This window comes from Pseudomonas fluorescens (assembly GCF_012974785.1).
Taxonomy (GTDB): domain Bacteria; phylum Pseudomonadota; class Gammaproteobacteria; order Pseudomonadales; family Pseudomonadaceae; genus Aquipseudomonas; species Aquipseudomonas fluorescens_BT.
Genome location: NZ_CP027561.1, coordinates 3417609 through 3429559, shown reverse-complemented (window position 1 = coordinate 3429559; position 11951 = coordinate 3417609). Strand labels below are relative to the sequence as shown.

At 62.3% G+C, this 11951-nt stretch carries 8 protein-coding genes; 7 read left to right on the top strand and 1 reads right to left on the bottom strand.

What is annotated here, in order from left to right; genetic code table 11:
- Positions 1–47: 47 nt before the first annotated feature.
- Genes cobW through C6Y56_RS15270 form a run of 5 tightly spaced genes read left to right on the top strand, consistent with a single transcriptional unit; the run spans position 48 to position 8377 of the window.
- Entirely contained in the window at positions 48–1121 is a 1074-nt protein-coding gene (gene cobW, locus C6Y56_RS15290; RefSeq protein ID WP_064597024.1) for a cobalamin biosynthesis protein CobW, read from the top strand.
- 3 nt (positions 1122–1124) lie between these two features.
- A complete protein-coding gene (gene cobN / locus C6Y56_RS15285; RefSeq protein WP_169430597.1) occupies positions 1125–5006 on the top strand; it encodes a cobaltochelatase subunit CobN in 3882 nt (1293 codons plus the stop codon).
- A gap of 8 nt (positions 5007–5014) precedes the next feature.
- Positions 5015–6028, top strand: a complete 1014-nt coding sequence (locus C6Y56_RS15280; protein WP_169430596.1) for an ATP-binding protein — start codon at positions 5015–5017, stop codon at positions 6026–6028.
- Positions 5998–6693, top strand: coding sequence for a vWA domain-containing protein (locus tag C6Y56_RS15275; RefSeq protein WP_249314443.1), 696 nt, complete (start codon positions 5998–6000; stop codon positions 6691–6693). Before C6Y56_RS15280 ends, C6Y56_RS15275 begins: the two co-directional genes overlap by 31 nt.
- 40 nt (positions 6694–6733) lie before the next feature.
- Complete coding sequence (locus tag C6Y56_RS15270; RefSeq protein WP_169430595.1) at positions 6734–8377, top strand: phospholipase D-like domain-containing protein; 1644 nt, start codon at positions 6734–6736, stop codon at positions 8375–8377.
- Between the two features lie 3 nt (positions 8378–8380).
- On the opposite strand, the gene C6Y56_RS15265 is transcribed toward C6Y56_RS15270, so the two are convergent.
- Positions 8381–9604, bottom strand: coding sequence for an NADH:flavin oxidoreductase/NADH oxidase family protein (locus C6Y56_RS15265; protein ID WP_169430594.1), 1224 nt, complete (start codon positions 9602–9604; stop codon positions 8381–8383).
- Between the two features lie 79 nt (positions 9605–9683).
- Here C6Y56_RS15265 and C6Y56_RS15260 point away from each other — a divergent pair, with 79 nt between their 5' ends.
- Together C6Y56_RS15260 and C6Y56_RS15255 are read left to right on the top strand one after the other, a co-directional pair.
- The gene (locus C6Y56_RS15260; RefSeq protein WP_169430593.1) at positions 9684–10094 is read left to right on the top strand and encodes a MerR family transcriptional regulator; all 411 of its coding nucleotides are present in this window, start codon (positions 9684–9686) and stop codon (positions 10092–10094) included.
- A 295-nt stretch (positions 10095–10389) separates the two neighbouring features.
- Complete coding sequence (locus tag C6Y56_RS15255; RefSeq protein WP_169430592.1) at positions 10390–11946, top strand: TerC family protein; 1557 nt, start codon at positions 10390–10392, stop codon at positions 11944–11946.
- Positions 11947–11951: the final 5 nt, after the last annotated feature.

The window sequence follows — 11951 nt, the reverse complement described above, 5'->3', positions numbered from 1 at the left end:
TTGCCGGTCTCGTCCCGTATGCCCGCCACCTTGCCAAAGGGCATCCGATGAAAACACTGGCCAAACTCCCCGTCACCATCGTCACCGGCTTCCTCGGCTCGGGCAAAACCACCTTGCTGCGGCACATGCTCGACAACGCCCAGGGCCGCCGCATCGCGGTGATTGTCAACGAGTTTGGCGAGCTGGGTATCGACGGTGAAATCCTCAAGCAGTGCACCATCGGCTGCACCGAAGAAGAAGCCACCGGCCGCGTCTACGAACTGGCCAACGGCTGTCTGTGCTGCACAGTTCAGGAAGAGTTCTTCCCGGTAATGCGCGAACTGGTGGCCCGTCGCGGCGACCTCGACCACATCCTGATCGAAACCTCGGGCCTGGCCCTGCCAAAACCTTTGGTGCAAGCCTTCCAGTGGCCGGAAATCCGCAGCGCCTGCACCGTTGACGCGGTGATCACCGTGGTCGACAGCCCGGCCGTGGCCGCCGGCACCTTCGCCGCGTTCCCGGATCAGGTCGACGCCCAGCGCAAACTCGATCCGAACCTGGACCACGAATCGCCACTGCACGAGCTGTTCGCCGACCAACTGGCCAGCGCCGACCTGGTGATCCTCAACAAGGCCGATCAGACCAGCCCTGAAGACCTCGCTCGTGTGCGTCTGGAAGTCGCCGAAGAGCTGCCGCCTGCGGTGAAAATCATCGAAGCCAGCAACGGTCGCCTGCCGCTGGACGTGCTGATCGGCCTCGGTGCCGGTTCCGAAGAACACATCGACAGCCGCCACAGCCATCACGATCACCACCACGGTGAAGGCGATGACGATCACGATGACCATGATCACGACGCCTTCGACTCGATCTCCATCGAACTGCCGCAAGCCGACGAAAGCCTGCTGCTCGATGCGCTGACGCAACTGGTGGTCCAGCACGGCATCCTGCGGGTCAAAGGCTTCGCGGCGATCCCGAACAAGCCGATGCGGTTGCTGATCCAGGGCGTGGGCACTCGTTTCGACAAGCACTTCGACCGTCAGTGGGGCGCTGATGAGGCACGCGTGACGCGTCTGGTGTTGATCGGTCAGGAATTGGATGCCGCTCAACTCGAAGCGCAACTGCGCGCCGCGCTCAGCGTTTAAGCCATGCACCTGCTCAGGACCCAGCCCGGCGGTTTCGTGTCGGATGACAACATTGCCGACCTGGGACAAACCCCCGCCGAGTTGGTGATCCTGTGCAGCGGCGATTCCAGCCTGGCGCTGCTCGCCGAAGCGGCGCAGCAACTGCCCGAGGATTACCCGAGCGTGCGCCTGGCCAACCCGATGCAGGTGCAGAACCATGCGTCGGTCGACCTCTATGTCGATGAGGTGCTGCGCCACGCCAAGGTCATTCTGATCTCGCTGCACGGCGGCATTGCTTATTGGCGCTATGGCGTCGAGCGACTGGTCGAGTTGTCCGAGCGTGGCGTGCAGGTGATTCTGGTGCCGGGCGATGACCGTCCCGACCCGGAGCTCAGTGACTTGAGCACCGTAGGCGCCGAGGATCGTGACCGGCTCTGGCAGTTCCTGCGTCAGGGCGGCATGGGCAATGCGCTGGATTTCTTCCGCTGTCTGGCCAATCGCTGGCTGTCGCGGGACTATGCTTGGGGCGAGCCGCAAACGCTGCCGCGCACGGCGATTTATCACCCGAACAAAAACACCGCCGCACTGAGTGACTGGCAAGCCGATTGGCGGCCTGGTCAACCGGTGGCGGCGGTGTTGTTTTATCGCTCGCATTTGCAAGCGGCGAACACGGCGTTTATCGACGTGTTCTGCCAACGGCTTCAGGCGGCCGGTCTCAATCCGCTGCCGATCGCCGTGGCCAGTTTGAAAGAGCCCGGCTGCCTGTCGGTGGTCGAGGACTGGCTGGATGAGGTCGAAGCCTCGGTGATTTTGAATACCACCGGTTTCGCCCAGTCCAGCCCGGAAGCGCCGCATCTGCGCCCGTTCCGTCGCAACATACCGGTGATTCAGGCGATCTGCGCCCAGGACAACGAGCCCGGCTGGCGCGACAGCGAGCAGGGCCTCGGTCCGCGGGATCTGGCGATGCACATCGCGTTGCCTGAGCTCGACGGTCGGATCATCAGCCGGCCGATCAGCTTCAAGGATCTGGCCTGGCGCAGCGAGCGCAGTCAGTCCGACGTGGTGTGTTATCGGGCCCAGCCCGAGCGCATGGATTTCGTGGCTGAACTGGCGCGGCGCTGGGTCGATCTGGCGCGGGTGCCGAACGCTGAAAAGCGCATCGCCCTGATCCTCGCCAACTACCCGACCCGGGACGGACGCATCGGCAACGGCGTCGGCCTCGACACGCCAACCGCCGCGCTGAATATCCTGCGGGCGTTGCAAGCCGAAGGTTACCCGTTGCCGGCCGACCTGCCGGACAGCGGCACCGAACTGATCCGGCAACTGCTCGGCGGCGTCAGCAACGATCTCGATACCTTGGATCAGCGCCCGTGCCAGCAAAGCCTGGCGATGAATGATTACCTGGCGATGTTCAACGCACTGCCCGAAGTCAATCGAACAGCGGTGCTGGAGCGTTGGGGGCCGCCGCAAAATGATCCGATGTGCCGTGACGGGCGGATGATGATTGCCGGTCTGCGTTTTGGCCTGACTTTCGTCGGCATTCAACCGGCGCGGGGTTATCAGGTCGATCCGAGCGCGGTGTATCACGATCCGGATCTGTTGCCGCCGCACGCGTACCTCGCGTTCTATTTCTGGCTGCGCCAGACCTACGGCGCTCACGGCGTGATCCACGTCGGCAAGCACGGCAACCTCGAATGGCTGCCGGGCAAGGGCGTGGGTCTGTCGGAGAATTGCTGGCCGGACGCGCTGCTCGGGCCGCTGCCGAATATCTATCCGTTCATCGTCAACGACCCTGGCGAGGGCGCCCAGGCCAAGCGTCGCACTCAGGCGGTGATCATCGATCATCTGATGCCGCCGCTGACCCGTGCCGAAACCTACGGCCCGTTGCGCAATCTGGAACTGTTGGCGGACGAGTATTACGAAGCACAGTTGCTCGATCCGCGCCGCGCCCGGGAATTGCAGCGCGACATTCTGCAACTGGTGCGTGACACGCAGATCGATCGCGAACTGCAACTGGATGCCGCCCTCGACAGTGATGCCGACGCGGCGATCTGGCTGCCGCGTCTGGATACCTATCTGTGTGACTTGAAGGAGTCGCAGATCCGCGATGGTCTGCACATCTTCGGTGAGTCGCCGACCGGGCGTTTGCGTATTGATACCTTGCTCGCGTTGCTGCGCATCCCGCGTGGCGATGGCAAAGGGGCGCAGTCGAGTCTGTTGCGGGCGTTGGCCAAAGCGTTTCAGTTGGGGTTCGATCCGCTGGATTGCGCACTGGCTGATCCCTGGGCCGGCCCGCGTCCAATGGAGTTGCTGTCGGTCAGCGACGAGGTCTGGCGCACGGCGGGGGATACCCGCGAGCGTCTGGAGCTGTTCGCGGCGCAATTGATTGAGCAGACACTCAACCAAAATCAAGCCTTGCACAATACCTGTGGGAGCGGGCTTGCCCGCGAAGGCGTCGTGTCAGTCAATATCCCTTTCACTGACATACCGCTTTCGTCGGATCGCCGCCCGGGGACAAGCCCGCTCCCACAGGGACCGCGCTGGGTTGAAGTCGGTGCAATCCTCGACAACCTGCGCGAAGTGATTGCCCCACGCCTCGATGCCTGCGGCCCGGCCGAAATGCACGGCTTGCTCGACGCGTTGAGCGGCCGATTCGTCCCGGCCGGCCCGAGCGGCGCGCCGAGTCGCGGTCGCCTTGACGTGTTGCCCACTGGCCGCAATTTCTATTCGGTGGACGTGCGCAACCTGCCGACCACCACGGCCTGGCGAATCGGTTTCCAGTCGGCCACGCTGATTCTGGAGCGACACCTGCAGGATCACGGCGACCACCTGCGTCAGCTCGGTTTGTCGGTCTGGGGCACCGCGACCATGCGCACCGGCGGTGACGACATCGCACAGGCCATGGCGCTGATGGGCGTGCGCCCGGTGTGGGCCACGGGCAGTCAGCGGGTCGATGATTTCGAGATTCTGCCGCTGAGCCTGCTCGACCGGCCTCGGGTCGATGTCACGCTGCGGGTCTCCGGATTTTTCCGCGATGCGTTCGCCAACCTGATCCGCCTGTTCGATGCCGCCGTACAAGCCGTGGCGGAACTGGACGAGCCGGACGACCTCAATCCGCTGGCCGCCAAAGTCCGCGCCGAACGTGAGGCGCTGCGCCAGTCGGGGCTGGATGAGGAGGCTGCCCGGCGTCAGGCCGGCTGGCGGATCTTCGGTGCCAAACCCGGCGCTTATGGCGCAGGTGTGCAGGGCGCTATCGATGGTCGCCTCTGGCAAACTCGCGAGGATCTGGCCGAGGTCTACCTGAACTGGGGCGCCTACGCTTACGGCGGTTCCGATGAAGGCACCGCCGCTCGCGAGCAATTTGTCCAGCGCCTCAGCCAGGTGCAGGCCGTGCTGCAAAATCAGGACAACCGCGAGCATGACCTGCTCGACTCCAACGACTATTACCAGTTCCAGGGCGGCATGCTCGCTGCCGTGGAAAGCCTGCGCGGCGAAGCGGCGGCCAGTTATCACGGCGACCACAGTCAGCCGGATCTGCCGAAGATCCGTACGCTGAAAGAAGAACTGAACCGTGTGATTCGCTCCCGAGCGGCGAATCCGAAATGGATCGACGGCGTCAAACGCCACGGCTATAAAGGCGCCTTCGAATTGGCGGCGACGGTCGACAACCTGTTTGCCTTCGACGCCACCACGCAATTGATCGACGATCACCAGTACGCGTTGCTGGCCGATGCCTATCTGCTGGACCCGGCGACCCGCGAGTTCGTGCGCGAGCATAATCCCCACGCACTGCGCGACATGACCGAGCGCATGCTCGAAGCGCAGCAGCGCGGGATGTGGCAGGAACCCGGTGCTTACAAGGAAGCGCTGGAGAATCTGCTGCTGGATATAGAAGAAGAGAGCTGAGACTGAACATGACTGACATCCCGCATTTCCCGCTCTCTGCCGTGGTCGGCGCCGAGGATCTGAAGCTCGCGTTGTACCTGACGGCCATCGACCCGAAAATCGGCGGCGTGCTGATCGAAGGCCCCCGCGGCATGGCCAAGTCGACTCTGGCCCGGGGCCTTGCGGATTTGCTGGCCAGCGGTCAGTTCGTCACCTTGCCGTTGGGGGCGACGGAAGAGCGGCTGGTTGGCACGCTGGATCTGGACGCGGCGTTGAGCGACGGTCGCGCGCAGTTTTCTCCGGGCGTACTGGCCAAGGCTGACGGCGGTGTGTTGTATGTCGATGAAGTGAATCTGCTGCCGGATCATCTGGTGGACTTGTTGCTCGATGTCGCCGCCAGCGGCACCAACCTGATCGAGCGCGACGGAATTTCCCATCGGCATTCGGCGAAGTTCGTGCTGATCGGCACGATGAACCCGGAAGAAGGCGAACTGCGCCCGCAATTGCTCGATCGCTTTGGTCTGAACGTCGCCCTGAGCGGTCACACGGCGCCGGTCGAGCGCGGGCAGATCATTCGCCGTCGGCTGGATTTCGACAGCGACCCGCGGGCTTTCTGCGGGCAGTGGGAAACCGAGCAACACGCCCTGCGCGAGCGTTGCGAAAACGCTCGCAATGCGTTGGCAAACATTCCTCTTGACGATCAAGCGCTGGCACAGATTACCGAGCGTTGCTTTGCGGCAGGCGTTGACGGTTTGCGTGCCGATCTGGTCTGGCTGCGTGCCGCCCGGGCGCATGCGGCCTGGCGTGGGGCCGAAGCCATCGGCGAGCAGGACATCGATGCCGTCGCTGAATTTGCCTTGCGTCATCGTCGCCGGGAACAGTCTTCGTCCAATGCACAACCACCGGCTCAATCGCCATCCGGCACTCAGCTCGAGCCGAGTGAAGGGCAGGGGCAATGGGGTGAAATGCCGGCGCCGGCCCTCACCACCGGTGTGCGCCGCGAAGTCCCGACCTGGCCGCCACACCTACAAAAAAAGCCTTAGGCATTCGCCCCCGATCCGACGCGGGGGCGAATGCCAGACCTCGCGCCGGGCGCCTCGATAACGGTCGACAGGGCAAACGTCATGCCGCTCGCAGCGGTTCGGTGAACTGGCCGGGAACATTGCTCAATGGCCGCCCGAAAGTGCGCGCGGATCTGTTGTTTCAACTGCGCACCCGCAGCCCCCATGAATTGTGGTTGGTGATCGTCGATGCCTCGGCCTCGACCCGACGTCATCAAGCATTGAGCGATGCCAAAGGCGTGCTCGCGCAATTGTTCGATGATGCTTACCGGCAACGGGCGCGGCTCGCCTTGCTGACTGCCAGTGGCGCGGCGCCGAAATGGCAGGTGCAGGGTTTGAAAGCTTCCAGCGGACTGCGTGTGTGGCTCGATGACTTGGGAGCGGGAGGCGGCACGCCATTGCTGGCGGCGCTGAACGAGGCCGAGCACTGGCTGACGGTACGCCGCAAGCGGTTCCCGGCCGAACAACAGCGTCTACTGGTATTGACCGATGGGCGCTTGAAAGAATGGTCGGGGTTGCCGGTGCTGGCCTGTCCGGGCCTGTTGATCGATATCGAACGCGGGCCGATCAGGCTGGGCAGGGCGAAGCAGTTGGCGACTGCACTGGAAGCGGATTACCGGCATATCGACGACCTGCTGTCTGTCTGAGGTCTATGCTGCATCCAGCCCACATCACAAGGAGTGAATCATGCGCGTACTGGTTGCCAATCCTCAGGACGATTTTCGCGTAAAGGCTTACGCCGGCACCAACGGCGTGCTGCTGGCAATGGATCTTGCCGAACCCCGCCGCAAAGGCCTGCTGGGGTTTGCCATCGAGAAGCAGCAGGGCGACAGGCCGTGGCAGTTTCTGTTCAACAGCCTGACCTTTCCCGGCAAGGAACACACCTTCGCGCAGTTTCACGCCACGCCCAGTGACATCGCGCCGCTGCAGAAATTTCGCTGGGCCGATTACGCGGTCAATCCGGGCACAACCATGCATTACCGCGTGCACCTGGCCTACGGCACTGCCGACGCGCCGGTGCTTGGGGAGTCGCTGGAACTGAGCATTACCTCGGATGACGGACACCCGACCAACCAGAGCGTGATCTTCAACCGCGCCGTGGCTGCCAGTCAGGCGTTCCAGCGCAAGTTTCCCGATCTCGATGCACAGATCAGCGCCAACAAGAACATGCCCATCGAAGCCTGGCCCGACGCTGCGCGGCAATGGCTGGAAAACGGCCTGCTCGGACGTTTGCAGGGCTTTATCGAGCGAGCCGTCGACGGGCAATGGGCGCTGGACATTGCGATTTACGAGTATCAACTGCAAGCCATCATCGACACGGTGAACGCGGCGTTTGATCGCGGTGTGCAGGTGCGGGTGCTGTATCACGCCAAGCCCGGTGACGAAGACACCACGATGAACGAGGCCAGCCTTGCCAAGCTGCCGGAAGCCAACAAGCGCGGCCGGGTGACCCACGACATTTTCCATGACAAGTTCATCGTCCTCAGTCGCATCGCTGGCGGTGAGCGGCAGCCCCAGGCCGTGCTGTGCGGTAGCACCAATTTCACCGCCAACGGCGTGTATCGCCAGGCCAACGTGGTCCATGTGCTGGACGACACGGTCATTGCAGCCAGCTACCTGCAGACGTTCGAGCAGGTCTGGGCGACGCCGGCGGATGTCGGTGCCGCCCGGGACTGGATCACCCAGCACAACCCGATGAACCCGGCGCAACCGCTGTTTGCCGGGTTCTCGCCGCGCAGTGGTGGTGCCGATCTGCGCGAGTTCGTCGACATCATTAACGCGGCGAGGAAAGACGTGCTGTTCGTCACGGCATTCGCCTTGCCCGACGCGATTCTCAACGCATTGCTCGGTCAGCCTCACGACGACATCCTGCGTTACGGCCTGCAAAACACGGTCAGCCGCATCACCGGGTTTCACGCTGACCGAACCGCTGAGTTCGCCGCCACCGCGCTGCTCAACACCGGGCTGGAAGGCTGGCTGAAAGAGAACATGAAAGGCCAGAAGGGCAACCTGCTGGTGCACACCAAGGCGATCGTCACCGACTTCACCAGCGACAGCCCGACCATCATCAGCGGCAGCCACAACCTCAGCACCTCGGCCAGCAACGGTAATGACGAGAACTACCTGATCATTCGCGGCGACACCGAACTGGCGGACCGTTACGGCCTTGAGCTGCTGCGCTTCTACGAGCATTACCGCTTCCGCTATTTCGCGAAAAAACTGGCGTTGAAGCAGGTGCAGCCGCTGGCGGCGAATGACAGCTGGACCAACGACTATTACGTCGAAGGGGATTTGCGTCAGCTGTCTCGCCTGCGGTTTGCCGGACGCTAGGGTTTATACATCCATTGCCTGACGGTACTGCCGGGTGCGGCGACTGAGATACAACCGGTCGCGAATCAGCGCCCAGAGTGCCGACACTTCGGGATGCGGCTGGCGACCCCGGCTCAGGCGGGCCATCTGGAAACGCACCACGGCCATGTTCGCCAGTGCGGCCAGCGGTTTGCGTTTCCAGCGGATCGGCGGCAGTTGTGGTTCGCTGTGGCGGCCTTCGCGCCAGTGTTTGACCAGACTCGGTTCGATGGCCAGCGCAGTGGCGATGCCGGCCATGGCGATACCGCTGTCGAGCACTTGTTCGACGATGGGCAGGCGCCGGATACCGCCGGTGACCATCACTGGCATGCGGGCCACTCTGGCCAGTTCACTGGCCATCTCCAGAAAGAACGCCTCACGGGCCAGGGTGCGTCCGTCGCGGGCTTCGCCTTGCATCGCCGGCGCTTCGTAGCTGCCACCGGACAGCTCGAGCAGGTCGATTGGCTGTTCGTTGAGCCATTCGATCACCTGACGCGCGTCGTCCGTGTCGAAGCCGCCGCGCTGGAAATCCGCGGAGTTGAGTTTCACCGCCACGCAAAACTGTGGTGAAACGGCCTGACGCACAGCCTCGATCACCGACAGCAGCAGGCGCGCACGGTTTTCCAGCGAACCCCCCCAGCGGTCGGTGCGGCGATTGGTCAGCGGCGAGAGAAACTGGCTCAGCAGATAGCCGTGGGCAGCGTGAATCTGCACGCCGGTGAATCCGGCTTTTTCGGCGAGCGCGGCGCTTTTGGCAAAACGTTGAATGACTTCTTCGATGTCGTCCTCGGTCATTGGCTTGGGCTCGGCGAACAGCTTCGAGAACGAGCCCATTTCCAATGCCACCGCCGACGGCGCCAGCGCTTGCTGGCCCATGTTGGCGAAGGTCTGGCGGCCGGGATGGTTGAGCTGAACCCAGACTTGTGCACCTCCACTGCGGGCGATTTCGGCCCATTGACGGAAACGGTCCAGATGCCGCTCGTCTTCGAGCACCACGCCACCAGGGCCGGTCATGGCGCGGCGGTCGATCATGACATTACCGGTCAGCAGCAAGCCGGCGCCGCCGTCGGCCCAGGCTTGATACAGGCGAAACAGTTCGCGGGAGGGAGCCTGGTCACGATCGGCGAGGTTTTCTTCCATGGCGGCTTTGGCGATACGGTTGCCGACGGTCTGACCGTTGGGCAGTTTCAAAATCTGGAAGGGCGACATTGCTTGACTCCTCATCAGTGATGGAGAAAGGCTAAGCTTAAAGTCAACTTTAATGTCAAGCAGGCAAATCGAGGCTGAAATGAAAATCGGTGAATTGGCGCAACGGAGCGGGCTGAGCGCTTCGAGCATTCGCTTCTACGAGGCCCAGGGCCTGATTCCGAAAGTGGAGCGGCTGGGCAATGGCTACCGGCGTTACCCGCCGCAAGTGCTGCAAACCCTGAACATTATCCGCAGTGCCCAGCAGGCCGGATTTTCCCTGGAAGAACTCAAGCAGTTGCTGCCAGCCGCCGGAACCGGCGAATTCAAGCACGAAGAATTGGTGGAAGGCCTGACGCGCAAGGTCGAGCAGATCGAAGTCATGCAGCAGCATCTGGCCCAAAGCAAGGCGCGGCTGCTGGAGGTGATCGACAGTATTCAATCCAGGCCCGAAGGCATGAGTTGCGGTGCGAATGCCGAACGGGTTCTCGCCGCGATCTACCCGGAATCCTGAGGCGACGGCGAAGGCGTACAGATTTTGAAATGATTTCCAGCTGTAGGAAAAGTCATCTGAGCCTGTACGCTTCAAGGCCTTTTTTCATTCAGGATTTGCATGAATACCCTCTCGGAGCCTCCCAGTTCTACTCAAAGAACAACGTTCCCTTCGCGCCATGGCGCGGTCTTGACGCACTCGCAGCATCCAGTCTTCCGACTCCCGACTATCGTTGATGGCGCAGCCTTTGAGCTTTCGCGCCGCACTTTGCCGTGCCCGGCAGCCTGAAATCACTGAAGAGAGATAGAGACAGAATATGGAATGGTTAGCGGATCCCACGGCGTGGCTGGGCTTGTTGACACTGATCGTGCTGGAACTGGTGCTGGGTATCGACAACCTGGTGTTCATCGCGATCCTGGCGGACAAGCTGCCGCCGCATCAGCGCGATCGTGCGCGAATCATCGGCTTGAGCCTGGCGCTGATCATGCGTCTTGGCCTGCTGGCGAGTATTTCCTGGCTGGTCACCCTCACGGCACCGTTGTTCGAAGTGTTCGGCAAGAGCTTCTCCGGCCGTGACCTGATCATGCTATTCGGTGGCGTGTTCCTGTTGTTCAAGGCGACCATGGAACTGCACGAACGGCTTGAGGGCCACGTCGGCGAGCGTTCGACCAACACCGCTTATGCGCTGTTCTGGCCCATCGTGGCGCAGATTGTCGTGCTCGATGCGGTGTTCTCCCTCGATGCGGTGATTACTGCCGTGGGCATGGTCGATGAACTGGCGGTGATGATGATTGCGGTGATCATTTCCATCGGCCTGATGATCGTTGCCAGCAAGCCGCTGACCCGCTTCGTCAACGCACACCCGACAGTGATCATGCTGTGCCTGGGCTTCCTGATGATGATCGGTTTCGCCCTGACTGCCGAAGGCCTGGGTTTCCACATCCCGAAAGGTTATCTGTACGCCGCGATTGGTTTCTCGATCCTGATCGAGGTGTTCAACCAGATCGCCCGTGCTCGCCGCAAGCGCTCGATGCAAGGCTTGCGCCCGATGCGTGAGCGTACGGCGCACGCGGTGATGCGTCTGTTGGGTGGCCGTAAACTGGCGGTGGAAGAGGTGGGCGAGGAGATTTCCGACTTGCTGGACGATGGTCAGGCGCCAAGCGCGGAGCTGTTCGACCGTCGCGAACGGGTGATGATCAGCGGCGTGCTGCAACTGGCCGAGCGGTCAATCCGCACACTGATGACCGTCCGTGCGGATGTCGATCACATTGATCTGGCGGACGACGCTGCGGCGATTCGTACGCGACTGATGCATTCGTCCTACTCTCGTCTGCCGTTGATTCGCAACGGTGCGGTGGATGAGCCGTTGGGCTTCGTTCACAAAAAGGAGCTGCTCAAGGAGTATCTGGCCGGCAACGAGCCGAACCTTGAACACCTGGTGCGCAAGACCGTCAATCTGCTGGACAGCTATTCGATCCTCAATGCGTTGGAGCAAATGCGTGCGGCGTCGACCCACATCGCGTTTGTGGTCAACGAATTCGGTGACTTCGTCGGCGTATTGACCATGACCGACATTCTCGAATCGATTGCCGGTGAACTGCCGGACGCCAGTGAAATCGCCGGCCCCGATGTGGTCGAGGAGCAGGGCGGGTTCATCGTCAACGGTGCGTTGAACCTGACCCGCATCCGCGAACACACCGGTTTTTGCGCCGAGCCGACCGAGGATTACCAGACCTTGGCCGGGCTGGTGATGAGCCTGCTGGATCGCCTGCCGATGAAAGGTGATCGACTGGAGCATGAAGGCTGGGGCATGACCGTGATGGCGGTCGAAGAGCGTCGCGTGACGCGGGTGTTGCTGGTGCGTGAGGCCTGACGGCA

Coding starts and splice junctions, on each gene's coding strand:
- cobW (WP_064597024.1), top strand. CDS start 48: ATGAAAACACTGGCCAAACTCCCCGTCACCATCGTCACCGGCTTCCTC.
- cobN (WP_169430597.1), top strand. CDS start 1,125: ATGCACCTGCTCAGGACCCAGCCCGGCGGTTTCGTGTCGGATGACAAC.
- C6Y56_RS15280 (WP_169430596.1), top strand. CDS start 5,015: ATGACTGACATCCCGCATTTCCCGCTCTCTGCCGTGGTCGGCGCCGAG.
- C6Y56_RS15270 (WP_169430595.1), top strand. CDS start 6,734: ATGCGCGTACTGGTTGCCAATCCTCAGGACGATTTTCGCGTAAAGGCT.
- C6Y56_RS15265 (WP_169430594.1), bottom strand. CDS start 9,604: ATGTCGCCCTTCCAGATTTTGAAACTGCCCAACGGTCAGACCGTCGGC.
- C6Y56_RS15260 (WP_169430593.1), top strand. CDS start 9,684: ATGAAAATCGGTGAATTGGCGCAACGGAGCGGGCTGAGCGCTTCGAGC.
- C6Y56_RS15255 (WP_169430592.1), top strand. CDS start 10,390: ATGGAATGGTTAGCGGATCCCACGGCGTGGCTGGGCTTGTTGACACTG.